The organism is Rhizobium sp. YS-1r (genome assembly GCF_000757525.1).
Classification (GTDB): domain Bacteria; phylum Pseudomonadota; class Alphaproteobacteria; order Rhizobiales; family Rhizobiaceae; genus Neorhizobium; species Neorhizobium petrolearium.
The window spans coordinates 144,094-168,288 of sequence record NZ_JPYQ01000019.1 but is presented as its reverse complement, the minus strand read 5'-3'; the positions used below and the strand labels follow the sequence as shown (position 1 = coordinate 168,288).

Genomic DNA, 24,195 nt, shown 5'->3' with positions numbered 1-24,195 from the left:
ACCTTGTCGAGCTGCTGGATCGCCTCGTTGATCTGTGAGGCGCCGATATCCTGCTCGCGGCAGGCCGCGGAGATCTCGGAGACCAGCTCGGCCGTCTTCTGGATATCCGGAACCAGCCTGTTCAACATTTCGCCGGCTTCCGTGGCGACTTGAACCGTGTCGCCGGAAAGCGCGCTGATTTCGGCGGCTGCGGCCTGGCTGCGTTCCGCAAGCTTGCGCACTTCGGACGCGACGACCGCAAAACCTTTGCCATGCTCGCCGGCGCGAGCGGCCTCGACTGCGGCATTCAGCGCGAGCAGGTCGGTCTGGCGGGCAATTTCCTGCACGATGGAGATCTTCTCGGCGATCGTGCGCATGGCGCCGACGGCACGATTGACAGCCTGGCCGGAAGCTTCGGCATCCCTGGAGGACTGGCGGGCGATCTTTTCGGTCTGGGCGGCGTTGTCAGCGGTCTGCTTGATGTTGGCGGCCATCTGTTCCATGGACGCGGACGCCTCCTCGGCCGAGGAAGCCTGTTCGGTTGCGCCTTGCGAAAGCTGCTCGGAGCTCGCCGAAAGTTCCTGGCTGCCGGAGGAGACGTTGTTGGCTGCGGAAAGGGCGTCGGCAACGACACCGCGCAGGCGTTCCACCATGCTCTGCAGGGAAATGCCCAGGACGTCCTTGTCGGAGAGCGGCTTCGGCGTGACCGTCAGGTCGCCATTGGCGATCTGGTCGGCAACGCTCGCGGTGCCGCGCAGGTTGGCCACCATGCTTTGCATGGCGATCCCAAGCGCGTCCTTGTCGGAGAGGGGTTTTGCCTCGACGGTGAGGTCACCCGCGGCGATGCGGTCGGCGATCGCTGCTATATCGCGCAGGTTTCCGGTCATGATGTTGACGATGTCGATGAGATCCCGGATCTCGTCGTTGGTCTTGACTTCGACTTTCTGATCGAGATCCCCGATCGAGACAGCGGTGGCGGCAAAAGCGATTTTCTTAAGACCGCTGTTGATGCCCAAAGCGATCCAGACTGCGGCGACGATGCCGATGACGGCGGCAATGGCAGACAGGACAAGCACGAAGGTGCGGGTTTGAGCATACTGTTCGTCAGTTGCCTGATCCGCCGCCTTCATCTGGCTCCTTGCAGCCTCGACGCGTTTGTCGATGGCGTCTTCTATGTCATCGATCAGCGCGCGGCCTTCGCCGGCAATGGTCGCAATCGCTTCTGCCGAATTACCGCTGCGAATGAAGTTACGGACACGGCCATCAAGTTCCACGGTGCGCTGAAATTTGGCCTCGACGTCTCTCCAAGCTTGGCGGCCCTCTTCGGTCGATGCGAGTTCATGGAGTCGTTTCAGCGTATCCTTGAAATTCTGCTGGTTCCGGTCGCTGGCCTCGGCATAGATATCGAAGTCCTTCGAAGTGGTCGCGTTCGCCATGTTCATCTGCGCGCGCGTCAGGCGCAGCTGAAAGTTGCTCAGGTTCTGAGCCGTCTCCAGCCGCGCTGCCGGTCCTTCGATCAGCCTGCCGACTGCATCGTTCAGGTTGGAGAGGCTGTAGATGCCGAAGCCCGCAACGGCGATCAGAAGAGTAATGATCAGGCCGTATGTGAGCGCCAGCTTTAGTTTGATTGTAAACCGCATCTGCTATCCCTTCAAAGTTTCCGGCCGCGCACTGACTGCCGTCCGCATGAGTTTCTCATATTGGGGCCACACGCTCCCCGGAACGCCGGTAAGTTCAGTCCCGGTGTCACCATGCTGCGGAGCCTGCACGATGCTTTGTCTCTTCCTTTCGCGTCCCGCGTCATGCGCTCGCCCTGAAATCGTCGTCATCCGCATCCGGACCGCCGACCGACATGTCGAGGGCAAAGCCCTTGGCTCGGGCCTGCTGCGCTTTAACCGAATGGTCGGCCGCTCTGGACGCGGAGGACTTCGTTGCGGGTCGCGCGTTAGGCTGGGCGGCGGGCATTCTTCCGGCAGATGGAGACCGCTCCTGCGAACCGCCTCTATCGACCTTGAAGAAGGCGATCGAAGCCTGCAGTTCCTCGGCCTGAGCGGCGAGCTCCTCGGAGGTCGAAGACATTTCCTCAGAAGCGCCGGCATTCTGCTGGGTTACCTTGTCGAGCTGCTGGATCGCCTCGTTGATCTGCGAGGCACCCACGTCCTGCTCGCGGCAGGCGGCGGAAATCTCGGAAACGAGCTCGGCCGTCTTCTGGATCGCGGGAACGAGCTTGTTGAGCATCTCCCCGGCTTCCGTTGCAACCTGTACGGTGTCGCCGGAAAGGGAGCTTATCTCCGCTGCGGCGGCTTGAGAGCGTTCGGCAAGTTTGCGGACCTCGGAGGCGACGACCGCAAAACCCTTGCCATGTTCACCCGCGCGGGCGGCCTCGACGGCGGCATTCAGAGCGAGAAGGTCTGTCTGGCGGGCGATCTCCTGGACGATGGAGATTTTTTCGGCGATCGTGCGCATGGCCGTAACGGCGCGGCCGACGGCCTCACCTGAGGTTTCCGCATCGCGGGAAGACTGGCGTGCGATCTTTTCCGTCTGCGCGGCGTTGTCGGCATTCTGCTTGATGTTTGCCGCCATCTGCTCCATCGAGGCGGAGGCTTCTTCCGCCGAGGAAGCCTGTTCGGTGGCACCCTGCGAGAGCTGCTCCGAACTTGCGGAGAGCTCCTGGCTGCCCGACGAGACGTTGTTGGCCGCGGAGAGTGCATCGGCAACGACGCCGCGCAGGCGCTCTACCATGCTTTCGAGCGCGAGACCCAGCGTATCTTTATCGGAAAGCGGCTTCGGCGTGACCATCAGATTGCCGTTGGCGATCTGGTCAGCGATACTGGCGGTGTTGCGCAGGTTGCCGGTCATCACGTTGATCGTGTCGACCAGGTCCTTGATCTCGTCGTTCGTCTTGATCTCGACGTTCTGGTTGAGGTCGCCGATCGCAACTGCTTCTGCAACCGCCATGATCTTGCGAAGACCGGAGTTGATGCTGAGTGCAATCCAGATGGCGGTTGCCGCCGCCGTGATGACCGCGATCACGGCAATCACGATCATGAGCGAACGTGTGGCCCAGTAATTGGCTTCCGCTTCGTTGTTCGACTTTTGCATCCGGTCGCGGTTGATCTGCACTGCTTCCTCGAGCTGGGCGGTAAGTTCTGCAATCGCCTCTCGGCTTTCTCCGGAGGAGAGGTCGAGCGCTTCCTGCATGTTGCCGCGTTTGACGGCCGCATCGACCTTTTCGTTTGCGCCGTGGTTGGCTGATGCCAGTGCGCGTGTCGTGTCCCAGAATTGCTTCTGATCGGCTGTCGCCGTGGAAACGAGTTCGTCCAGCAGTGCAAGGAATTCCTGTTCTAGCTTGCCACCGTCGGTATAGAACTTTTCGATTTCCGCCGGTGATGTAGCCAGCAGCATATTCTTCTGCGCTCGGATGCGATTGAGCGACAGGATGTTCATCTGCTGGATTTTGTCGAGCCGGGTTGCCGCGACCTCCGTGACGTAGGTCATGGCTTCATTGGCAGTACCCAGGCTGTAGATTCCGTAGCCGGCCGTACCGATCAGCATGCTGACAAGAAAGCCGAAGGCCAGTCCTAATTTGAGCTTGATCGTAAATCGCATAACCTTATCCCCAAAGGCAATGAATGCATCAGTCGTGCTTTCCTTTCGTCTTGCCGGAAAGCGGTTTGAAGCAGGAAGACCGATACATTCACTCTTCTGCGATCGTCCGGGCCAGTCGGACAGCCATGCGCTACATGCACCTGGCCATCCCAAGGCCGTTTGAGCGGCCCTGGGTGAATTCTGTTAAAGGCCTCAGGCGCTTTCGCGGAAGTTTTCGTCGTCCGCGTCGGGGCCGCCCATCGACATATCGAGGGCAAAGCCCTTGGCACGGGCCTGCTGGCTCTGCACCGAATGATCAGGCTTGTGGAACTGAGGTGCTGCCGGGCGGTGCGCCGGCCTTGTTGCCGGCTTCGAGGCGGTAACAGCAGCCGCAGCCCGCTTTGCCAGCTTATTGCCGCCATTCTGGTCGACCTTGAAGAAGGCGATCGAGGCCTGCAGTTCCTCCGCCTGCGATGCGAGCTCTTCCGAGGTGGCCGACATCTCCTCCGAAGCGCCGGCATTCTGCTGGGTTACCTTGTCGAGCTGCTGGATCGCCTCGTTGATCTGTGAGGCGCCGATATCCTGCTCGCGGCAGGCCGCGGAGATCTCGGAGACCAGCTCGGCCGTCTTCTGGATATCCGGAACCAGCCTGTTCAACATTTCGCCGGCTTCCGTGGCGACTTGAACCGTGTCGCCGGAAAGCGCGCTGATTTCGGCGGCTGCGGCCTGGCTGCGTTCCGCAAGCTTGCGCACTTCGGACGCGACGACCGCAAAACCTTTGCCATGCTCGCCGGCGCGAGCGGCCTCGACTGCGGCATTCAGCGCGAGCAGGTCGGTCTGGCGGGCAATTTCCTGCACGATGGAGATCTTCTCGGCGATCGTGCGCATGGCGCCGACGGCACGATTGACAGCCTGGCCGGAAGCTTCGGCATCCCTGGAGGACTGGCGGGCGATCTTTTCGGTCTGGGCGGCGTTGTCGGCGTTCTGCTTGATGTTGGCGGCCATCTGTTCCATGGACGCGGAGGCCTCTTCGGCCGAGGAAGCCTGTTCGGTCGCGCCTTGCGAGAGCTGCTCGGAGCTCGCCGAAAGTTCCTGGCTGCCGGAGGAGACGTTGTCGGCGGCAGTGAGTGCATCGCCGACCACGCCGCGCAGGCGTTCGATCATCGTATTGACATAACCGAGCAGTTCGCCGATCTCGTCCCTGCTGGTGATCGTCGCAAATTTGGTGAGATCCCCCTCGGCAATGCGCTGTACGGCGGTCACCGCATTGCGCAGGCCTTTGTTGATCGACAATGCGATCCAGATGGCCGCGAGCACGGCGATGACGAAAGCGATACCGGCGACCGAGATCATGATCGTGCGGGTCTGGGCATAGTCGACGTCGGCCTGCGCGTCCGCTTCACTCAGCCGGGATTCCTCAAGGCTGACGACCTGGGTGAGCAGCGCATCGATGTCATTGGTGACGGCGCGGGCTTCGTTGCTCGAAACCCTGAGTGCGCCCGCGGCATCGCCGCCCAGCATCAGGCCGCGGATGCGATCATCCTGCTTTCGGAACTCGGCGGTGAAACCTTCGAGTTTCGCCCAGTTCGCCTTGCCCTGTTCGGTCGCAAGCGCGAAAACCGACTTGAAAGTCTGGTCGAAGGCCCGGCGAGCCTCGTCGCTCTTCGAAATGTAGTCCTGCATTTCGCTGGCGCTTTCCGCCATCAGCAGGTTCTTCTGCTGGCGAATCTGCTGGAGCTGCTCGTTATTGAGCGTCTGCGCGAGCTTGAGGCGTTCGGCGGGGCCCGTGATGACCTGTTCAAGCGTATCGTTGAGACTGCTGAGGCTGAAGATACCGTAAGCGGCCGTCGCCAGTAGCATGATGATGACGAAACCGAACGCCAAAGCCAACTTCAATTTGATCGTCGCGCGCATTTCAAGTCCCTCGTGAAGGTCGTTAGCTGTGGCTGCCCACAGCCGCAGGATGATCGTGTTGAGCAGAGAAAATCGCCTGAAGATTGGGGATGATGATGAATTCGGTTCCCCGTTTGACCAGGCAGTCGATGAAGTCCGGCCGCCAGCGCATGCCGACGCTCGGCGGCGGCTCGCCCGCCGCACGCAGGAGGGTTGTCACTTCGTGCACCTTGTCGGTGCGGATGCCCGCCAGCACCGGCTCCCCGTCGATATCGAGTTCGATGACGATGATCCGGCTGTCGATGGTTGGCTTGGTCGCTTCCATGCCGAATGCGAGCCGGATATCGGCGAGCGGAATGACCTTGCCACGGAAATTGATGACACTGCCGACGAAGGCTTTGGCGCCCGGAACGACGGTCTCCGGCAGGAGATCGAGGATTTCCTGCACGATGAAGGCTTCCAGCGCGAACATCTCGCCGGCGATGTCGAATGTCAGGACTTCCAGCTCGTCGCGGCCGTCCCAAAGGTCTTCTGAAATCTTTCTGGCTGCCTCGTTCATCCTGCCGCGCGCAAATGCGCCTCCTGTTGCTGGCCTTCGGCCACGAGATGGCCGACATCGAGGATCAGCGCCACGTCTCCGTCACCGAGAATGGTGGCGCCCGAGAAGGTCGCGACATCATGGTGCAGTTTCGACATGGCCTTGATGACCGTCTGATGGTCGCCGATGATCTGGTCGACCACCAGTCCCACCCGTTCGGAGCCGGTCGAGATGACGACCACCTTCTGGAAGGGATCCGGCTTCGTGCCGGTGCGGAAGAGATCGCGGAGCCTCAGGAAGGGGACGAGGCTGTCGCGCAGCGAGATGAAGCTGCGGCCGCGTGAGCGCATGTCCTCCTCGATGGAAAGCTCCAGGCATTCCTCGACGGCCGAGAGCGGGATGACATAACGACCGGCGCCGACCCGAACGAGCAGGCCGTCGATGATCGCAAGCGTCAGCGGAATCGCGAGCGAGATTTCGGAACCCTGGCCCGGATGGCTGGCGACGTTGATCGTGCCCCGCAGCGCGTCGATCGTCCGCTTGACCACGTCCATGCCGACGCCGCGGCCGGAAAGGTTGGTGACCTGCTGCGCCGTCGAGAAGCCGGGCTGGAAGATGAGCTGGTAGAGTTCGTTATCGGTGAGGCTGGCGCCGGAAGGAATGAGGCCGGAAGCTTCCGCCTTGGCACGGACGCGGTCCTTGTTGATGCCGCGGCCGTCATCCTTGATGGTGATGATGACCTCGCCGGCCTGCTGGCGGGCGGAAAGCAGGATGCGGCCCGCTTCCGGCTTGCCGGCCGCGCGACGCTCTTCCGGCGTTTCAAGGCCGTGGTCGCAGGAATTGCGCACCAGATGCACCAGCGGATCGGCAAGGCGCTCAATGACGCTCTTGTCGACTTCCGTGCTTTCGCCTTCGGTGATGAGTTCGATCGTCTTGCCCGTCTCGTGCGCGAGGTCATGCACCAGCCGGCGGAAGCGGCTGAACAGGTGCGCCACGGGAACCATGCGCAGCACCATCATCGTGTCGCGCAACTCGCCGGAGAGGCGCTCGACGTCCTCGGAGACGGCGCGGAGCTGGAGATCGCCGCTGCCGCCCGCGAGCTGACTGAGCCGCGACTGGGCGATGACGAGTTCTCCGACCCGGTCCATCAGTTCGTCGAGCTTTTCGGCCGGCACCCGGACGTTTTCGGATGCCTTGTTCGGCTTCGTGTCGGCGGGAGCGGTGAGGGCGGATACCGGCGTTGGCGCGCGCGCTGCGGCTGCCATATCCTGCGTGGCGGCAACCGGCTGTGGCGAGGGAGCGGCTTCCGATCTGACCGGTGCCTTTACGGCGGGGGCCGTAGCCTCGACGGTGGTGATGTCGAGCTGCATCTCGTCCATGACGAAGATGAACACATCTTCGATCGCCGAGCGCGGCTGAGCGGTCAGGAGTTCCACATCCCAGGAAATATGAAGGTCGGTCGGCGTAAGGAGATCGAGCGATGGGATCGCCGAGCGGTCGGCAACGATTTTGCACTCGCCGAGTTCCCGCAGCTCGTCGAGAAGCGGCAGGGGATTGGTGCCGTTCGCCATCGCATTCTGCGGCAGGCTGAAGCGGATATGGAAGAGGGTCTGCGCCGGCGCGGACCCTGCTGCCGGTGCCGATCCCGGTTGCCCGGCGCCTTCGACGGCAGCGCGCAGATTGGCGAGAAGCGCCTCGCTCGCGGCCTCATGGTCGCCGACCGGCGTCTCGACCAGGGCGCGCATGTGGTCCTTGGCTTCGAGGACCGCAGTGACCAGTTCCTGCGTTGCCGGCACCTCGCCCTTGCGGACGCGGTCGAAGGCCGTTTCGCAATGATGGGTGAAAGCGGCGAGCGCATCGAAGCCGAACATGGCTCCCGAGCCCTTCAAGGTATGGAGGCCGCGGAAGACCGCGTCCACCTGGTCCTTGTCGCCGAGGTTTACGTTGAGATCGAGGAGCCCGGCCTCGATCTGTTCCAGAAGCTCGGCTGCTTCCGTTCTGAAAACCGCGATAGGATCGGGAAAGCTCATTTGCCAAGCACCTTTCGGACGATCTTGACCAGGCTTTCCGGATCGAACGGTTTGGTGAGCCAGCCGGTGGCGCCGGCGGCTTTCGCCTGCTGCTTCAGGTCGCTGTCGGACTCCGTCGTCAGGAAGATCACCGGGACGCCCATATGTGCCGGCATCTTGCGCAGCTCGCGGATCATCGTGAGCCCGTCCATGTTCGGCATGTTGAGGTCGGTGACGATCAGATCGAACTGGCCCGCATTGAGCTTGGCGATGCCGTCCATGCCGTCTACGGCTTCGGTGACCTGGTATCCGGCATTGCTGAGGGCGACGCGTGTCGTCAGGCGGATGCTGGCGGAATCATCGACTGTGAGGATGCTGGCGGTCATTGAATTCCCTTTTGATGAAGCCAGAATTTCGCGTCGTCGTCGGACATTCCTTCGAGAACGCCGCTGCGCTGCAGGACATCAAGCGCTGCATTGCTGGCGGGCCGCGCGAGCGCGATGTGTTTTCCGGCCGTGCCGGCATAGATGCGGGCTGCTTCCATGAGCTGGATGAAGCTGATGTCCACCTGGCAATCGTCAGAAAGTTCGATCGTCGTGGATTTATTCTTCTCGATGGATTGAAGTAATTCCTGCTGAACGGAATTGATTGTCCGAACAGTCAAATTCTTCGATAATATAACGCGTTCCTCAATATTGTTAGAAGCGGGCATTTTTACCTCAATACATAATTTCGGGAAAGCTGAAATATTATTCAACTCTGAGCTTCTATCGTTAACGGTACGTTAAGCGACGGTGGCGATTTCTCACGGCATAATAGTGATAGCTCCCGCCTCGCCGACAGATCGTCGGGAAAATTAACCACAAGTCGCGAAACCGGACGCCTGTTCTGTCGGAATTAACCCCTCGCCTCTCAGAGTAATTTCCGCGCAGGACGAAACCAGTGCCGGGATTTGCCGGCGCGGGCCTGTCCCAAAACGATCCGGGCGAAGTCATTCGTCATTCATTGAAAAAGGTGAGGTCCCTGCGGGGCCTGAAAGGTGAGGCAGAGTGGCTGTCAGGGCATCCATTTTAAACGTCGCGGAAGACACGGCAGGCGTCCTGCATTTTGCCGACCGGATGGAAACGGCGCGCTCGCGGATAGAAGAGCGCTTTCTGGACGGCGGCGCTGCGCTTCTGGCAATCCTTGATGTACTGAACAAGCTGATCGCCTCTCTAGACCAGTTGACCGGTTCGCTGGATGAAGGAACGGCAAATGCCACGATGGCCGAGCTGAAGAGCACGGTCGACCGGCTGTCGCATCTGACCGAACTTGAGGCCGCTCGCCAGGCCGGTTTCCAGGAAATCGCCTGCGTCGAGCGTAAGCTCGAGCCCGAGATCGAGGAGATGCAGGAGACGCTGCGCTATCTGCGCACCTTTGCCGTGACCGCCAAGATCACCGGCGCCGGCATCGCCGATTTTTCCGGTTTTGCGGAAGAGATTCTGGAACGGATCCAGGAAGGTACGCGACAGGTCAACGATCTCGCCAGCAAGCTCGGCACGCTCGGTCACGGCCTCGGTCCGGTCATGGCCAAGGGAAAGGCGATCCTTGCGAGATATGACGAGAAGATACCGCAAATCGTCGCCGGATTGTCGAATGGTGCAGCGGAGATCGGCCAGCACCGCAAGCTGCTTGTCGAACGCGCCGCCAGGGTGCGCGCCGTTGCCGGTGGTATCCAGACGAAGCTCGCTGCCACGCTTTCGGCCATGCAGGTTGGCGATATTACCCGCCAGCGCATCGAGCATTGTCAGTCCAGCTTCAAGATTCTCTCGGAATATCTGGAGTCGCCCGAAGGAGCGGTACTGCGGACCGAGCAGCGCGAGAGCCTGTCACTGATCATCCGCAAACTCGTGTCGCTGCAGCTCGATCATTCGATTTTAGACTTCGATCGCGATACGGCGAAAATCGTCGCCACCGTTGCAAGCTTTCGTTCCGACCTGTCGGAAATAGAGGCTTTGCGCAAGACGATGACCGATTCCGACAGCGGTGGAAACGACAACGCGATCCGTGAACTCGAAAACGGCGTGGCAACCGCCCGCGGTACCGTGCGGGAAATAGAAGGTGTCGCCCGGGAAGCCGGTGAGCTCAGCCACTCGATTGGTGGCATCGTGCGTGAACTTCTGGATGGTATCGGTGTTGTAAGGGCGGTGCGTACCGACATCCACTATATGGCGCTCAACACCAATCTTCGCTGCGGCAAGATTGGTGAAGAGGGCAAAGCGATCAATGTCGTGACCGTCGAATTGCGCAACTTTGCAGCCCAGCTCGACGAGACGGCCGAGAAGATCCTTGCCGAACTTCAGACACTGGAGGCCGCCTCCAACAAGCTGAATGATGTTCAGGGCGAGGAATGTGAGAGTTCCCTTGACCAGCGCCTGGAGAACGCGCTCGAAAACATCCGCGCCGTCGGCGACCGCATGGATGAGCAGATGTCTGCACTTGGCGAACAGAGCAGGACGGCGGTCGGAGAGATGGATGCCTCGCTGTCACGCCTGAACTTCAATGCCGAACTTGGCGAGGTGCTGCGCGCCTGTGCCGATGATCTCGCGCTCAAGGAAGACGTGGTCGGTCTACCGGGAATCGAAAGGCCCCTGGCCGATCTCGGCAGCCGCATCGCCCGTCTCTATACCATGGTCGCGGAGCGCGAGGTGCATGCCGAGGTGCTTGGTACTGCGCCGCCGGTGGAGGCGCCGGCCGTCGCCACGCTCCTGTCCGACGAGGATATCGAGGACGCGCTGTTCTGAGGCGAGATCCATCGGGCAGCAGGTTTCGACCAGCTGGACCTGCTGCGCGATCCGCCCTTCATCGAAAAACGAATTAAGGTCCTGTCGGATCGCGTTCCGTATTATGATAAACTGCAGTTCGAGCCTTGACCTTTGGCCGCGTCTCGGTCATTTGGACCGCCTTGCTTGAGGTAGCGCTCGGTCGGGACGAACCCCGGCAGCGTTCTATAAAGAGAAACAAGATGACCAAAGCCACATCCTCGGCGCCCTCCCAGCGCATGCTTCGCGTTGGCGAACAGGTCCGCGCCGCCATAACCCAGGTCCTGCAGCGCGGCGAAGTGCGCGACGACCTGATCGAAAGGACGGTGATTTCCGTCTCCGAAGTGCGCATGTCGCCGGACCTGAAGATCGCCACAGCCTATGTGACACCCCTTGGCCTGCCCGATCATGCGGCCGTTATCGATGCCCTCAACCGTCATGCGAAATTCATCCGTGGCCGGTTGGGCGGCCAGCTCCGGCAGATGAAATACATGCCGGAAGTGCGCTTTCGCGACGATACCAGCTTCGACAATTATAAGAAAATCGATGATCTGCTCCGTTCACCCGAGGTCCAGCGGGACCTTGACGGTGATGACGAAGACAAGAATTAGCCAAGAAAAAGCATGTCCAAACCACGTAAACCCAAGGGCCGGCCGGTTTCCGGCTGGCTGATCCTCGACAAGCCGGTGGATTTCGGCTCGACCGAAGCCGTTTCCAAGATCAAGTGGCTGTTCAATGCCCAGAAAGCGGGCCATGCCGGCACGCTCGACCCGCTTGCCTCCGGCATGCTGCCGATCGCGCTCGGCGACGCGACCAAGACGGTTCCCTATGTCATGGACGGGCGTAAGATCTATGAATTTGCCGTGACCTGGGGCGAGGAGCGTTCGACCGATGATCTGGAAGGCGAGGTGACCGCCACATCCGACACGCGTCCGACGGAGCAGGCGATCCGCGATCTCCTGCCGAAATATACAGGCCTCATTACGCAAGTTCCCCCACAGTTTTCGGCGATCAAGATCGCCGGCGAACGCGCCTATGATCTTGCCCGCGATGGCGAGACGGTGGAAATCCCTTCCCGCGAGGTGGAAATTTTTCGCCTGACGCTGCTTGGGGTTGCGGCCGACAAGGCGCATTTCGAGGTGGAATGCGGCAAGGGCACCTACGTTCGGGCGCTGGCCCGCGACTTTGGCCGCGAGCTCGGCTGCTACGGCCATATCTCCGAGCTTCGCCGTACCTTCGTGGCGCCGTTTGCCGAGGACCGCATGGTGCCGCTCGCCGATCTCGTGGCGCTGGAACAGATCGAAGACCGTGACGAGCGGCTCGCTGCGCTTGATGAATTCCTCATCGATACGGCGGAGGCGCTCTCCAACCTGCCACACTTGTCGATGACCGACGATCAGGCGCATCGGCTGAAGATGGGAAATCCGGTGATTCTGCGGGGACGCGACGCTCCGGTGGCTGAGACCGAGGCCTATGCAACGGCGCGCGGAAAACTGATTGCCATCGGCGAGATCGGCCAGGGGGAATTCCGCCCGAAGCGGGTATTCGGCTGAACTGACCCAGACCGGGGAAGGGATCGGGCCGTGCGGGTCCGATCCCGTACTGCCATCTTTTCGAAAAGTTCGTATTGTTTAAAGTCGATTGTAACGCCTGGTTGCCAGCCGGATACGAAGCGGCGAGCTGGCTCATGCCTTTGCTGGCCTCAAGACAGAGGAGGAGCTGATGGCCATCGACAAACGCGCGGCGCAGCATCCGGACCTTGCCGGTCCGAGCATGTTCAGCCGAGATCCGCAGGATCTCGCTGAAGCGGCGGACGACTTCGGCCATGTCGTGCAGAGGCGCCCACAGGCCGTGCTCAAGGCCGCATCGGTTGCCGATATTGCTGACCTCGTTCGCTGGGCTGCTAGCCGCGGATTGAAGGTCGCTGCCAGAGGGCAGGGCCATTCGACCTATGGCCGGGCGGCGGTGGACGGTGGAATCGTCATTGAGATGAAGGCGATCAACACGATCCACTATGTCCAGCCGGATCATATGGTCGTCGATGCAGGAGCGACGTGGAGCACCGTTCTCGATGCGGCGCTGGCGTACGGACTTACGCCGCCGGTTCTTCCAAACTATCTTGAATTGTCTGTGGGCGGCACGCTTGCCGTCGGTGGAATTGGCGGGACGACATTTCGTCATGGCATGCAGACCGACAACGTCCTTGCATTGAATGTGGTGACGGGTGACGGTCGTGAACTGACCTGTTCCGAAGACGTGAATCCCGATCTTTTCGATGCCGTTCGTGCGGGATTGGGCCAGTGCGGAATCATCACACGAGTCACGTTGCGCCTGATGCGCGCCCCCGAGCGGGTTCGCCGGTTCCACCTGCTTTATTCCGACTTGCGTTCCCTGACCGAAGACCAGCGGACTGCCCTCGCGGATGGCCGCTTCGACTATCTGCAAGGCGCAGTTCTTCCTGACGGAGCCGGCGCCTGGCAATATCAGCTCGAAGGAGTCGTCTTCTACGATGGCGCTGCGGTTCCCGATGACAAAGCCGTCCTTGCCGGTTTGTCGGATCAGCGTAGCGCAGCGGACATTTCCGATGTCAGCTATTCCGAGGATGTCAGAGCATTTGCACGCCTTGAAAACCTGCTCCGGTCCAACGGCCAATGGTTCAGTCCACACCCCTGGCTGCTGACCTTCCTTCTCGGCTCCTGCGCGGAACAGATCGCCAGCGACATTTTGAACGGATTGACCAACGAGGATGTCGGCCCCTTCGGACGGATCACCTTCTATCCCTTGCTCACAGGGGCGCTGCGCACTCCTCTGCTCCGGTTGCCGGATGAGAGCATCGTCTTTCCATTCAATTTGGTCCGCATCCCCACATCGAGCGGAGCTGTTGAAGCGGAGCAACTGGTCGCCAGGAATCGCTTGCTTTATGAGCATATTCGCGATGCAGGTGGGATCTTGTACCCCGTCAGTGCCCTTCCCATGTCGCGGGACGATTGGAGAAGCCATTTCGGGCCGAAATGGTCGTTCCTGGACGGGGCAAAGCGGCGCTATGATCCGCTTGGCGCACTCGCCCCCGGTTATGAACTGTTCTGACTGCAGCCGATACGTCGCCGGGAAGGACGCGATCGACTGCCATTCAGCCTCCAAAAACATCGGCTCTTCCAATCCAGACATGAATGGTTTATAGGCACCGCCAGCATGAAGGGCGCTCCAAGCGGTCCTTTTGCTTTTCACGGCCAAGGCTGGACGACATCCCGGCTTTTGGCGTCCCTAATTCCTCTTCAATAGAAAGGATCGTCCGATGTCGATCACTGCCGAGCGCAAGGCTGAGCTTATCAAGGAATACGCCACCTCCGAGGGCGACACCGGTTCCCCGGAAGTACAGGTCGCGATCCTCACGGAGCGCATCAACAATCTGACCGAACACTTCAAGGACCACAAGAAGGACAACCATTCCCGCCGTGGTCTTCTGACGCTGGTTTCGAGCCGCCGCTCGCTTCTTGACTACCTCAAGAAGAAGGACGAAGCGCGCTACACCAAGCTGATCGGCAGCCTGGGTATCCGCCGCTAAGAAATCCTCCGGCGGGCCTGGAAACAGTGCCCGCCGGTTGTCTTTTCGGGCTTTGCCCGATGAAATACTCAAGCCGCGCACCAGATTGACGCGGTACGAGGCGACGGCGGACCCGGATGGGCCGGATCTGCCAACCAACCGTTGACCTGTCATGGGGCAGGATTGCCGGATGCTTTCGGCCGAAGTCCATAGTGGCTTTGGCCAAGTTTCTCCAAAAGGGAAACTGTCGCTGCAAAGCCTCCCGTTGTCTTGCCCATGATGCGTCACATTGATTGCGGTTGATCATGCGCTGCGCCGGATGTTGCGATGCGCATGTTTCCGCATTGAAGGACAAGACATGTTCAATACTCACTCTGTCGAAATCGAATGGGCAGGTCGCCCGCTGAAGCTGGAAACCGGCAAGATCGCCCGCCAGGCTGACGGCGCAGTCCTCGCGACCTATGGCGAGACCGTGGTTCTCGCGACCGTCGTTTCCGCCAAGGCACCGAAGCCGGGCCAGGATTTCTTCCCTCTCACCGTCAACTATCAGGAAAAGACCTACGCCGCTGGCAAGATCCCCGGCGGCTATTTCAAGCGTGAAGGCCGTCCGAGCGAGAATGAAACCCTGGTTTCCCGCCTGATCGACCGCCCGATCCGCCCGCTCTTCCCGGAAGGCTACAAGAACGATACGCAGGTCGTCGTGACCGTCGTTCAGCACGACCTCGAAAACAACCCGGACGTACTCTCCATGGTGGCGACCTCCGCGGCCCTGACGCTTTCCGGCATCCCGTTCATGGGCCCGATCGGCGGCGCCCGCGTGGGTTACATCAACGGTGAATACGTTCTGAACCCGCATCTCGACGAGATGGACGAGTCGAGCCTCGACCTTGTCGTCGCCGGCACGTCCGATGCCGTTCTGATGGTCGAATCGGAAGCCAAGGAACTCAACGAAGAAGTCATGCTCGGGGCCGTCATGTTCGGCCATCGTGGTTTCCAGCCGGTCATCGACGCGATCATCAAATTCGCCGAAGTTGCCGCCAAGGAACCCCGCGACTTCCAGCCGGAAGACTATTCCGAACTCGAAGCCGAAATGCTGCAGCACTTCGAGGCCGAGCTGCGCGAAGCCTACAAGATCACCCAGAAGGCCGACCGCTATGCCGCCGTCGACGCCGTCAAGGCGAAGGTCAAGGCCCACTTCCTGCCTGAAGGCGCCGCGGAACTGAAGTACACGGCTGAAGAGGTTGGCGCGATCTTCAAGCACCTGCAGGCCAAGATCGTCCGCTGGAACATTCTCGATACCAAGAGCCGCATCGATGGCCGCGATCTCGAGACGGTCCGCCCGATCGTCGCCGAAGTCGGCCTCCTGCCACGTACCCATGGGTCCGCTCTCTTCACCCGCGGCGAGACGCAGGCGATCGTCGTCGCGACCCTCGGAACCGGCGAAGACGAGCAGTATGTCGACAGCCTGACGGGCATGTACAAGGAGCAGTTCATGCTCCATTACAACTTCCCGCCCTATTCGGTCGGCGAAACGGGCCGCATGGGTTCTCCGGGCCGCCGTGAAATCGGCCATGGCAAGCTTGCCTGGCGCGCCATCCATCCGATGCTGCCGACGCCCGAACAGTTCCCGTACACGCTGCGCGTTGTCTCCGAGATCACCGAGTCCAACGGCTCGTCCTCGATGGCGACCGTCTGCGGCACCTCGCTCGCGCTGATGGATGCCGGCGTTCCGCTCGCCAAGCCGGTTGCCGGTATCGCCATGGGCCTCATTCTCGAAGGCGACCGTTTCGCGGTCCTCTCCGACATCCTGGGTGACGAAGACCATCTCGGCGACATGGACTTCAAGGTCGCCGGAACGGAAAGCGGCATCACCTCGCTCCAGATGGACATCAAGATCGCCGGCATCACCGAGGAGATCATGAAGGTCGCCCTCAACCAGGCTCAGGGTGGTCGCAAGCACATCCTTGGCGAAATGGCCAAGGCCATCACCGAAAGCCGCGGCCAGCTCGGCGAATTCGCCCCGCGCATCGAAGTGATGAACATCCCGGTCGACAAGATCCGTGAAGTCATCGGCTCCGGCGGCAAGGTCATCCGCGAAATCGTCGAAAAGACCGGCGCGAAGATCAACATCGAAGACGACGGCACCGTGAAGATCGCCTCGTCCTCGGGCAAGGAAATCGAAGCTGCCCGCAAGTGGATCCACTCGATCGTTGCCGAGCCGGAGGTCGGCCAGATCTACGAGGGCACGGTCGTCAAGACTGCCGATTTCGGTGCGTTCGTGAACTTCTTCGGCGCCCGCGACGGCCTCGTTCACATCTCGCAGCTTGCCGTTGATCGAGTTGCCAAGACGACCGATGTCGTCAAGGAAGGCGACAAGGTCTGGGTCAAGCTGATGGGCTTCGATGAACGTGGCAAGGTTCGCCTGTCGATGAAGGTTGTCGACCAGGCGACCGGTCAGGAACTCCCGCAGGAGAAGAAAGAAAAGAAGGCTGACGGCGAAGCCGCCGAGTAAGCTTCCTTCCGCTCAGGAAAAAATCGAGGCGCGGAAGCTCTTCCGCGCCTTTTCTGTATCCGATATCCGGGAATTGCCGAGAGAGCTGACATGAGCCGCGACGCCTTGAAAACCCTGTTCCATCCCTTCGCAACTGAAGCCGTGCCCATGCCGGGCGAGGGCGCGCGCGTGATTTTTCTCGGCGCGGAAGCCGGCAATGCCCTGCCGGGGGAGTTTGGCGCCCAAATCACCGCCGTGCAGCCGTTCCGGCCGCTCTTCCGAGCCCTGGGAGAAGGCGCGGTTCCGGAACCCGAAGGTGAGGATTACGATGGGGCGCTGGTGCTCTGCGGCAAGCATCGCAGCGAAAACGAGGATCGCGTGGCAGAAGCCCTGCAACGCGTGAAGCCAGGCGGCGTCATCGTCATTGCCGGCGGCAAAGAGGATGGCATCCAGCCGCTCCGCAACACGCTGCTGAAGCTCGGGCTGCAGATCGACTACACGCCGAAATACCATGGCGTCGCGATCTGGCTTGCCCGCCCGCAGAGTGCCGATGCGGCGATCACGGCCCTGAAGAAAATGCCGGTGACGGTCGAGGATCGCTTCGAGGCGGCACCCGGCATGTTCTCCCACGATCGTGTCGATGCAGGCTCGGAACTGCTGGCCGGCCGCTTGCCGACGGATTTCGACGGCAATGCCGCCGATTTCGGCGCCGGCTGGGGCTATCTCTCCGTGATGCTGGCGGCGAGATCGCCGCGCCTGAACCGCATCGATCTCTACGAGGCTGATCACAGGGCGCTGGAATTCGCCAAGCTCAACCTCGCGCGCAACTGCCCGAACCTCAACGCCCGCTTCTATTGGCAGGATCTCGGCGGCGAGCCGGTGAAGGAGAAATACGACCTTGTCGTCATGAATCCGCCGTTCCATGAAGCGCAGGCGGCCGATCCGGAGCTCGGCAAGGCGATGATCCGCAGCGCCGCATCTGCGCTGAAGCTTGGCGGTCGGCTGATGCTGGTCGCCAATCGCGGCCTGCCCTATGAACCGGTTCTCGCGTCGGAATTCCGCGAGCATGGCGAAACCTGCCGCAACGCCCGCTTCAAGGTTCTCTGGGCGAAGAAATAAACGCAAAAAAAGACCCTGCCGATGTCGGCAGGGTCTTTTTATTGATAGACCGAAAATCCGAAAGTCCTATTCCGCATCCGCCTTGCGCAGTTTGTCGAGCGTCGGAAGCGACGTGATGCTGTAGCCGGCGTCGACGTAGTGAACTTCACCGGTGACACCGCGGGAGAGATCGGACAGAAGGTAGAGGGCTGAGCCACCGATATCCTCGATGGTTGCGGTGCGGCGCAGCGGCGCGTTCTGCTGGTTCAGGGAATAGGGGCCGCGCGCATCGGAAATTCCGGCACCCGCCAGCGTCCGGACAGGGCCGGCCGAGATCGTGTTGACGCGGATGTCGCGCGGGCCGTAATCGGCAGCAAGATAGCGAACCGATGCTTCGAGAGCCGCCTTGGCGACGCCCATGACATTGTAGTTCGGGATGACGCGCTGGGACCCGTTATAGGTCAGTGTCAGCATCGAGCCGCCATTCGGCATCAATTCGGCGGCACGCTTGGCGACTTCGGTGAACGAGAAGCAGGAAATGATCATGGTGCGGCTGAAGTTTTCACGCGTCGTGTCGGCGTAAAGACCCTTGAGCTCGTTCTTGTCGGAAAAGCCGATGGCGTGGACGAGGAAATCCAGCGTGCCCCAGCGCTCCTTGATCGCCGCGAAGGTGGCATCGACCGAGGCGATATCCTCGACATCGCACGGGACGACGAAATCAGAGCCGAGTTCGGCGGCAAGCGGCTTCACGCGCTTGCCGAGAGCTTCGCCCTGATATGTGAAGGCGAGTTCCGCGCCCTGTGCGGCAACCGCCTTGGATATCCCCCAGGCGATCGAGTGATTGTTGGCGACCCCCATGATCAGGCCGCGTTTCCCCTGCATGATTCCCGTCATGGAATTATCCATTATAGCGCTGGAAGACGAGCGTGGCGTTGGTGCCGCCGAACCCGAATGAATTGGAAAGAGCAATGTCGATTTTGGCATTGTCGATGCGCTTGCGCACGATCGGCACGCCCTCGAATTCCGGATCCAGGTTTTCGATATGGGCGCTTTCGCCGATGAAGCCTTCCTGCATCATCAGAAGGCTGTAGATCGATTCCTGCGCGCCGGCGGCGCCGAGCGAATGCCCGGTGAGCGACTTGGTCGACTGGACATGGGGGATCTTGTCGCCGAAGACTTCGCGGATCGCGCCGATCTCCTTGCTATCGCCCACCGGCGTCGAGGTGCCGTGGGTGTTGATATAGTCCACGTCGCCCTTCACGGTCGCAAGCGCCTGCCGCATGCACCGCACCGCGCCTTCGCCCGACGGCGCGACCATGTCGTAGCCGTCCGAGGTTGCGCCGTAACCGACAAGTTCGGCATAGATCTTCGCCCCGCGGGCCTTTGCGTGTTCCAGCTCCTCCAGGACCAGAACGCCCGCGCCGCCGGCGATGACGAAGCCGTCGCGGTCGACGTCATAGGCGCGCGAGGCGCTTTCCGGCCGGTTGTTGAACTTGGTCGTCATGGCGCCCATGGCGTCGAACAGGTTCGACATGGTCCAGTCGAGGTCCTCGTGGCCGCCGGCGAACATCACGTCCTGCTTGCCCCATTGGATCATCTCCGCCGCATTGCCGATGCAGTGCGCGGAGGTGGAGCAGGCGGACGAGATCGAATAGTTCACGCCGTGAATCTTGAACCAGGTGGCAAGCGTGGCGGATGCCGTCGAGGACATGGCCTTCGGCACGGCAAAGGGGCCGATGCGCTTGGGGCTGTTGTTCTTGATGGTGATTTCGGCCGCCTCGATCAGCGTCCGGGTGGACGGGCCACCCGATCCCATGATGATGCCGGTGCGCTCGTTTTCGCCGATATCCTTGTCTTCCAGGCCGGAATCGGCGATCGCCTGTTTCATGGCCACATGGTTCCAGGCGCCTCCCTGGGAGAGGAAACGCATGGCGCGGCGATCGACGAGGTCCGTCGGATCAAGCGTCGGCTTGCCCCAGACCTGGCACTTGAAGCCATGCTCGGCAAAATCGGGGGAGAATGAAATGCCGGATTTCGCCTGGCGCAACGATTCGGTGACTTCGGCGGCATCGCTCCCGATCGAGGATACGATACCGAGACCCGTGACAACTACCCGTCTCATCTCATCAAAACCTTTTCTCTCTGTTCTGCCTTGGGCGCGAGGCCGGTGTCAGGCCGCCTTTTCCTGGAACAGGCCGACCCTCAGATCGCTGGCGCGGTAGATCACCTCGCCGTCCGCTTTCATCCAGCCGTCGGCAATTCCGAGCACGAGACGGCCGCGCATGACGCGTTTGAAGTCGATGCCATATTCCACCAGCTTGGTTGAGGGAGTAACCATGCCGGTGAACTTCACTTCGCCAGTAGATATGGCGCGCCCCTTGCCGGGTTCGCCGAGCCAGCCAAGATAAAAGCCGGTCAACTGCCACATGGCGTCGAGCCCGAGGCAGCCCGGCATGACGGGGTCACCTTCGAAATGGCAGGGGAAGAACCAGAGATCCGGCGTTATGTCGAACTCAGCACGGATGAAACCCTTGTCGTTGGGGCCGCCGGTTTCCGATATCTCGGTGATGCGGTGGAACATCAGCATGGGCGGCAGCGGAAGCTGCGCATTGCCCGGGCCGAACATCTGGCCATGGGCGCAGGTGAGGATTTCTTCGTAAGAGAAGCTGGACTGTCTGGTTGCCATAAATTTCCGTTTCCCCCGTTGAACCTTCTGTATCAGAACCACTATTGCAAGATCGGTCCAAATTGAAGTGTGACGATGACCTTTCACTTTGCCCTGGGGATAGCCAAGCGTGGGAACATTCGTCTGTTTAGGTCCGCATATAGGAAGCTATGGGCGCAAACCAGAGGCTTGTGAGGGAATTTGCGCGTTTTTGCCGATCTCCCGGCCGGTATCCTCCGGAAACTATTGAAAGTGCTGGCCGTAAAAGTTATATGCGAAAGTCAAGATACCTGACATGCGCGTGAACGGTGGGAGCTGACAGGCAATATGGCAGAAGCCATGATCGATATCGAGGCGAGACTGCGCCATTGCGGCCTGCGTCCGACGCGACAGCGCGTCGCGCTTGCCGATCTGTTATTCGCCAAGGGCGACCGTCATCTGACAGTCGAGGAACTGCACGAGGAAGCGGCTGCGGCCGGCGTTCTCGTCTCGCTGGCAACCGTCTACAACACGCTGCATCAGTTCACCGAGGCCGGTCTTATTCGCGTCCTCGCGGTCGAAAGCACCAAGACTTACTTCGACACTAATATCTCCGATCATCATCACTTCTTCGTGGAAGGCCGCAACGAGGTGCTCGATATTCCGGTCAGCAATCTGGAGATCGGCAATCTCCCCGAAGCGCCGGAAGGCATGGAAGTTGCTCATGTGGATGTGATCATCCGCCTGCGCGAAAAGAAGTCCTGATACGGGTTATTTCGTCTTTTTCCCTTTGATAGCTTCGTCCGGAGGCCGGCCGGGCCGGGGCTTGTAACGCGGCAGGGTCCAGCCGTAATGGATGGCGCCGCCGCGCAGCGCGAAGGCGATTGCCACGCCGAGGCCGGAGCTGGCATAAAGAGGCAGGCCAAATGCGTCAGCCGCGGTAAAGCCGCCGGCGCCGGCAAGTGCAGCGGTGATATAGATTTCCGGCCGAAGCAGGACGGAAGGTTCGTTGGCAAGCAGGTCACGCAGGATGCCGCCGAAGGTGGCGGTCAATGTGCCGGCGACGATTGCGATCGTTGGCGACCCTGTGGCGGCGAGCCCTTTTGCCGCTCCCAGCACGCTGTAGGCGGCAAGCCCGATTGCATCGAGCCAGATCAGCAGACGATAGCGCCATCCCACCCGGTGCGCCGTGCTGAACAGAAAAGCGCCCACAATCACGCATATCAGGATATAAGTCGGATCGAGAACCCAGAAGACCGGCATGCGGTCGAGGATGATGTCCCGCAGCGTGCCGCCTCCAAGCCCGGTAACGGCCGCGAAGAACAGGAAGCCGATCAGATCGAGCTCTTTTCTCGAGGCGGCAAGCGCGCCTGTCGCCGCGAAAAGCGCGATGCCGGCATAGTCGAGAATCATCAGCAAGGACATGCAAATTCCCCAGCGTTGCGGCCCGTGTGGTCAGCGTCGCGCAAGTGCTCCTCCTTAGCATAATCACCGGCGATCGCACCCGTCACCGGTGCGCGTGCGCCGTGAACAGATGAATTTGCGGAGGTGATCCCGTGAAAAGGTTCTTGATCGTATGGGTCCGGGTTGTTGTGCTGATCCTGGTGCCGACCCTTGCCTTCGCGCAGCAGCAGCTCATCAGCGATCCGGAGATCTACGAGAAGGATCACTTCCGGAGCGAGTGCAAGATGGCGCAGTTCGAACCGGACTTCATCGAACGGTTCGACATCAACAACGATGGGATCATCGATCTGGTCTCCGACCACAGTAAATTGGTCTGCGACGGAAAAAGAGGACCGGGCTGCAACAGCGATGGCTGCCCCTATAACTTCTATCTGCAAGCCAGGGAGGGCGGTTATTTCATGATCGCCACGGCACAAATCTACAGCTATGACTTCGTCAAATATTTCGGCAACATGGTGTTTTTGCTGAAGATGCATCCGCGCTTCTGCGAGCGCACCGATGCGGTGCCCTGCGAGATGCGCGTGCGCGTGCGCGGCGGTCGCTTCGTCACGATCTCCAAGAAGTGATCACTGCGGAAACACATCGCCGATGCGTCCGGTCAGATAATAGGCCGTCAGGCTCATCCATTCCCGTGCGGCGGTGGTGGTGAGCTGGGCGTTGAGCGAAGGCTGGGTGAAATCCAGCGACAGGCCGGCAATGCCGCTCGTCCGATAATCCACCGGCCAGGGCACGACCTGAATTCCTGCCTTGCGGAACAGGCCGACCGAACGCGGCATGTGATAGGCCGATGTGATCAACAGGCAGTTTTCGAGCCCCCGGCTCTTCAGGAGTTCGGCGGTATTGACTGTGTTCTCATAGGTTGTCCGGGACGTATTCTCCTTCACGAGCCGGTCGGCCGGGATGCCGAAAGCGGAGAAGAACCGTTCCGAAGCTTCTGCCTCCCCCTCATAGACACCGCTGATGGAGCCGTCGCCGCCGGAAATCAGGATGCGCGCCTGCGGATGGCGCAAGGCGAGCCGCAAGGTCTCGACAAAGCGATCGGCTGCCTGGTTGAATTCCATGCCGCCGCGGCTGGTCGTCACCTCGGTCTCAAGCGCGCCGCCGAGCACGATCATGCAGGTGAGATCGGCAGGCTCCTGCCGGGGTTTCGGAAACCGCGCCTCCAGGATCTGCAGCGCAGCGGTGCCTGTCGTCGTGTAGAGCGTGACGAACAGCACGAGGGCTGCGAGAAGCGAGAATGTGCCCGCGAGCTTTGGCCGGCCGGCAAAGGCCAGCAGGGTTGCAAGCGCAGCCAGGCCGAAGGCGATCGACAAGGGCTGCGCCGCCAGCCAGAAGAATTTGGAAATCAGGAACATCGGCACATCTTATGGCGGCGGGCCGGCTCGCCCGTCAAGAGCGGCGCCTGGCCGGCACCATCGGCTGCTGGTGAAAATGGAGATGCAGGGGGCGGGGCATGAGCACCGTTGTCAGGGCGATCGCCACGGTCAGCATGGCGACGATCCAGAGCGCGTGGTTACCGACATATTTCGTCAGCAGGGCGCCCGTCACTGCGCCGCAGGCCATGCCCGTCCAGGGCACCGTCTGGATCAGCCAGCCGGCGGGGTTGCGGTCGCCAACGAGCCATCGGCCGATGCCCCGGCCGAAGCGGGAAAGCGCCCCGGTGACATAGGTGAGGCCGATCGGCAATCCCTCGATATGTTCTACCGTCGCATTGATCATGCCCATGGAAAGCACGACCAGATAGAATTGCAGCCGCGGGAAACTTGTCTCGGGCAGCACCGACGCGGTAGCCAGGATGATTGCGACGCCAGACAGCACCACGAAAGTGCGGCGGGCCGAGACGGTATGCGCCAGCACGATACCGAATGCATTGCCGGCGATGAAGACCCAAAGCGCGCAGAAGAGGATGAGCGCATGGGAATAGTTGCCGTCCGCGAAGGAGAGCGCGGCGCGCGTGGTGTTGCCGGTCATGAACGACACGAAGTCGCCGGAAAGAAGCAGGCCGATCGCATCCGTCATACCGGCGACGAAGGAAATTGCCGCGACAAGCGCAAGGCCTGTGATTGTCCGTCTTCGTTTGATGATGTGGCGTCGTCTGGTTCTGGACATGGAGGCCCTCTCGCCTCGAAAGCAGGAGTGAACCCAT

At 60.9% G+C, this 24,195-nt stretch carries 22 protein-coding genes; 9 read left to right on the top strand and 13 right to left on the bottom strand.

What is annotated here, in order from left to right:
- The 7 genes from JL39_RS14825 to JL39_RS14795 all read right to left on the bottom strand — a co-directional run.
- Positions 1-1,619, bottom strand: a 1,619-nt coding sequence (locus JL39_RS14825; protein WP_037151857.1) for a methyl-accepting chemotaxis protein, incomplete at its 3' end; no start/stop codon positions are given.
- Between the two features lie 160 nt (positions 1,620-1,779).
- Entirely contained in the window at positions 1,780-3,588 is a 1,809-nt protein-coding gene (locus tag JL39_RS14820; protein ID WP_037151853.1) for a methyl-accepting chemotaxis protein, read from the bottom strand.
- Positions 3,589-3,780: 192 nt separating this feature from the next.
- The gene (locus JL39_RS14815; RefSeq protein ID WP_037151850.1) at positions 3,781-5,481 is read right to left on the bottom strand and encodes a methyl-accepting chemotaxis protein; all 1,701 of its coding nucleotides are present in this window, start codon (positions 5,479-5,481) and stop codon (positions 3,781-3,783) included.
- A gap of 22 nt (positions 5,482-5,503) precedes the next feature.
- Complete coding sequence (locus tag JL39_RS14810) at positions 5,504-6,019, bottom strand: chemotaxis protein CheW (RefSeq protein WP_037151847.1); 516 nt, start codon at positions 6,017-6,019, stop codon at positions 5,504-5,506.
- The gene (locus JL39_RS14805; RefSeq protein WP_037151844.1) at positions 6,016-8,028 is read right to left on the bottom strand and encodes a chemotaxis protein CheA; all 2,013 of its coding nucleotides are present in this window, start codon (positions 8,026-8,028) and stop codon (positions 6,016-6,018) included. Before JL39_RS14805 ends, JL39_RS14810 begins: the two co-directional genes overlap by 4 nt.
- Positions 8,025-8,393, bottom strand: coding sequence for a response regulator (locus JL39_RS14800; protein ID WP_037151841.1), 369 nt, complete (start codon positions 8,391-8,393; stop codon positions 8,025-8,027). Before JL39_RS14800 ends, JL39_RS14805 begins: the two co-directional genes overlap by 4 nt.
- On the bottom strand, positions 8,390-8,764 hold the full coding sequence (locus JL39_RS14795; RefSeq protein WP_152601137.1) for an STAS domain-containing protein: 375 nt from the start codon (positions 8,762-8,764) through the stop codon (positions 8,390-8,392). Before JL39_RS14795 ends, JL39_RS14800 begins: the two co-directional genes overlap by 4 nt.
- A gap of 292 nt (positions 8,765-9,056) precedes the next feature.
- Between JL39_RS14795 and JL39_RS14790 the strand changes: the two genes are divergently transcribed.
- The 7 genes from JL39_RS14790 to JL39_RS14760 all read left to right on the top strand — a co-directional run bounded on the left by JL39_RS14790 (position 9,057) and on the right by JL39_RS14760 (position 17,962).
- Positions 9,057-10,790, top strand: coding sequence for a hypothetical protein (locus tag JL39_RS14790; RefSeq protein ID WP_037151838.1), 1,734 nt, complete (start codon positions 9,057-9,059; stop codon positions 10,788-10,790).
- A 221-nt stretch (positions 10,791-11,011) separates the two neighbouring features.
- The gene (gene rbfA, locus JL39_RS14785; protein WP_037151836.1) at positions 11,012-11,419 is read left to right on the top strand and encodes a 30S ribosome-binding factor RbfA; all 408 of its coding nucleotides are present in this window, start codon (positions 11,012-11,014) and stop codon (positions 11,417-11,419) included.
- A 12-nt stretch (positions 11,420-11,431) separates the two neighbouring features.
- Positions 11,432-12,361 carry a tRNA pseudouridine(55) synthase TruB gene (truB, locus tag JL39_RS14780; RefSeq protein WP_037151833.1) on the top strand — a complete coding sequence of 310 codons (930 nt, stop codon included), beginning with the start codon at positions 11,432-11,434 and terminating at the stop codon, positions 12,359-12,361.
- A gap of 169 nt (positions 12,362-12,530) precedes the next feature.
- Positions 12,531-13,895: an FAD-binding protein gene (locus JL39_RS14775; RefSeq protein WP_037151830.1), complete on the top strand. Its 1,365-nt coding sequence runs from the start codon at positions 12,531-12,533 to the stop codon at positions 13,893-13,895.
- 208 nt (positions 13,896-14,103) lie between these two features.
- On the top strand, positions 14,104-14,373 hold the full coding sequence (gene rpsO / locus JL39_RS14770; RefSeq protein WP_037151827.1) for a 30S ribosomal protein S15: 270 nt from the start codon (positions 14,104-14,106) through the stop codon (positions 14,371-14,373).
- Positions 14,374-14,710: 337 nt separating this feature from the next.
- Positions 14,711-16,864, top strand: coding sequence for a polyribonucleotide nucleotidyltransferase (pnp, locus tag JL39_RS14765; RefSeq protein ID WP_037151825.1), 2,154 nt, complete (start codon positions 14,711-14,713; stop codon positions 16,862-16,864).
- Positions 16,865-16,954: 90 nt separating this feature from the next.
- Positions 16,955-17,962 (top strand): class I SAM-dependent methyltransferase, encoded by a 1,008-nt coding sequence (locus JL39_RS14760; RefSeq protein ID WP_037151822.1) that lies wholly within the window; start codon positions 16,955-16,957, stop codon positions 17,960-17,962.
- Positions 17,963-18,028: 66 nt separating this feature from the next.
- On the opposite strand, the gene fabI is transcribed toward JL39_RS14760, so the two are convergent.
- Genes fabI through fabA form a run of 3 tightly spaced genes read right to left on the bottom strand, consistent with a single transcriptional unit; the run spans position 18,029 to position 20,627 of the window.
- Positions 18,029-18,835 carry an enoyl-ACP reductase FabI gene (fabI, locus tag JL39_RS14755; RefSeq protein WP_037151820.1) on the bottom strand — a complete coding sequence of 269 codons (807 nt, stop codon included), beginning with the start codon at positions 18,833-18,835 and terminating at the stop codon, positions 18,029-18,031.
- A 4-nt stretch (positions 18,836-18,839) separates the two neighbouring features.
- Positions 18,840-20,063: a beta-ketoacyl-ACP synthase I gene (gene fabB, locus JL39_RS14750; protein WP_037151817.1), complete on the bottom strand. Its 1,224-nt coding sequence runs from the start codon at positions 20,061-20,063 to the stop codon at positions 18,840-18,842.
- Between the two features lie 48 nt (positions 20,064-20,111).
- Positions 20,112-20,627 carry a 3-hydroxyacyl-[acyl-carrier-protein] dehydratase FabA gene (gene fabA, locus JL39_RS14745; protein WP_037151814.1) on the bottom strand — a complete coding sequence of 172 codons (516 nt, stop codon included), beginning with the start codon at positions 20,625-20,627 and terminating at the stop codon, positions 20,112-20,114.
- A 306-nt stretch (positions 20,628-20,933) separates the two neighbouring features.
- Here fabA and irrA point away from each other — a divergent pair, with 306 nt between their 5' ends.
- Positions 20,934-21,350 carry an iron response transcriptional regulator IrrA gene (gene irrA, locus JL39_RS14740; protein ID WP_037151811.1) on the top strand — a complete coding sequence of 139 codons (417 nt, stop codon included), beginning with the start codon at positions 20,934-20,936 and terminating at the stop codon, positions 21,348-21,350.
- 6 nt (positions 21,351-21,356) lie between these two features.
- On the opposite strand, the gene JL39_RS14735 is transcribed toward irrA, so the two are convergent.
- Complete coding sequence (locus JL39_RS14735; RefSeq protein ID WP_037151808.1) at positions 21,357-22,010, bottom strand: trimeric intracellular cation channel family protein; 654 nt, start codon at positions 22,008-22,010, stop codon at positions 21,357-21,359.
- A 131-nt stretch (positions 22,011-22,141) separates the two neighbouring features.
- On the opposite strand from JL39_RS14735, the gene JL39_RS14730 reads away from it, so the two are divergent.
- A complete protein-coding gene (locus JL39_RS14730; RefSeq protein ID WP_037151804.1) occupies positions 22,142-22,615 on the top strand; it encodes a hypothetical protein in 474 nt (157 codons plus the stop codon).
- Here JL39_RS14730 and JL39_RS14725 read toward each other — a convergent pair whose 3' ends face one another.
- Positions 22,616-23,404 (bottom strand): YdcF family protein, encoded by a 789-nt coding sequence (locus JL39_RS14725; protein ID WP_037151801.1) that lies wholly within the window; start codon positions 23,402-23,404, stop codon positions 22,616-22,618. It lies immediately after the preceding gene.
- Between the two features lie 34 nt (positions 23,405-23,438).
- The gene (locus JL39_RS14720; RefSeq protein ID WP_037151799.1) at positions 23,439-24,158 is read right to left on the bottom strand and encodes a YoaK family protein; all 720 of its coding nucleotides are present in this window, start codon (positions 24,156-24,158) and stop codon (positions 23,439-23,441) included.
- Positions 24,159-24,195: the final 37 nt, after the last annotated feature.

Excerpts from the sequence above, each read along its gene's own strand:
- JL39_RS14820 (WP_037151853.1), bottom strand. The coding sequence starts at position 3,588 with ATGCGATTTACGATCAAGCTCAAATTAGGACTGGCCTTCGGCTTTCTT.
- JL39_RS14815 (WP_037151850.1), bottom strand. The coding sequence starts at position 5,481 with ATGCGCGCGACGATCAAATTGAAGTTGGCTTTGGCGTTCGGTTTCGTC.
- JL39_RS14810 (WP_037151847.1), bottom strand. The coding sequence starts at position 6,019 with ATGAACGAGGCAGCCAGAAAGATTTCAGAAGACCTTTGGGACGGCCGC.
- JL39_RS14805 (WP_037151844.1), bottom strand. The coding sequence starts at position 8,028 with ATGAGCTTTCCCGATCCTATCGCGGTTTTCAGAACGGAAGCAGCCGAG.
- JL39_RS14800 (WP_037151841.1), bottom strand. The coding sequence starts at position 8,393 with ATGACCGCCAGCATCCTCACAGTCGATGATTCCGCCAGCATCCGCCTG.
- rbfA (WP_037151836.1), top strand. The coding sequence starts at position 11,012 with ATGACCAAAGCCACATCCTCGGCGCCCTCCCAGCGCATGCTTCGCGTT.
- truB (WP_037151833.1), top strand. The coding sequence starts at position 11,432 with ATGTCCAAACCACGTAAACCCAAGGGCCGGCCGGTTTCCGGCTGGCTG.
- JL39_RS14775 (WP_037151830.1), top strand. The coding sequence starts at position 12,531 with ATGGCCATCGACAAACGCGCGGCGCAGCATCCGGACCTTGCCGGTCCG.
- rpsO (WP_037151827.1), top strand. The coding sequence starts at position 14,104 with ATGTCGATCACTGCCGAGCGCAAGGCTGAGCTTATCAAGGAATACGCC.
- pnp (WP_037151825.1), top strand. The coding sequence starts at position 14,711 with ATGTTCAATACTCACTCTGTCGAAATCGAATGGGCAGGTCGCCCGCTG.
- JL39_RS14760 (WP_037151822.1), top strand. The coding sequence starts at position 16,955 with ATGAGCCGCGACGCCTTGAAAACCCTGTTCCATCCCTTCGCAACTGAA.
- fabI (WP_037151820.1), bottom strand. The coding sequence starts at position 18,835 with ATGACGGGAATCATGCAGGGGAAACGCGGCCTGATCATGGGGGTCGCC.
- fabB (WP_037151817.1), bottom strand. The coding sequence starts at position 20,063 with ATGAGACGGGTAGTTGTCACGGGTCTCGGTATCGTATCCTCGATCGGG.
- fabA (WP_037151814.1), bottom strand. The coding sequence starts at position 20,627 with ATGGCAACCAGACAGTCCAGCTTCTCTTACGAAGAAATCCTCACCTGC.
- irrA (WP_037151811.1), top strand. The coding sequence starts at position 20,934 with ATGGCAGAAGCCATGATCGATATCGAGGCGAGACTGCGCCATTGCGGC.
- JL39_RS14735 (WP_037151808.1), bottom strand. The coding sequence starts at position 22,010 with ATGTCCTTGCTGATGATTCTCGACTATGCCGGCATCGCGCTTTTCGCG.
- JL39_RS14725 (WP_037151801.1), bottom strand. The coding sequence starts at position 23,404 with ATGTTCCTGATTTCCAAATTCTTCTGGCTGGCGGCGCAGCCCTTGTCG.
- JL39_RS14720 (WP_037151799.1), bottom strand. The coding sequence starts at position 24,158 with ATGTCCAGAACCAGACGACGCCACATCATCAAACGAAGACGGACAATC.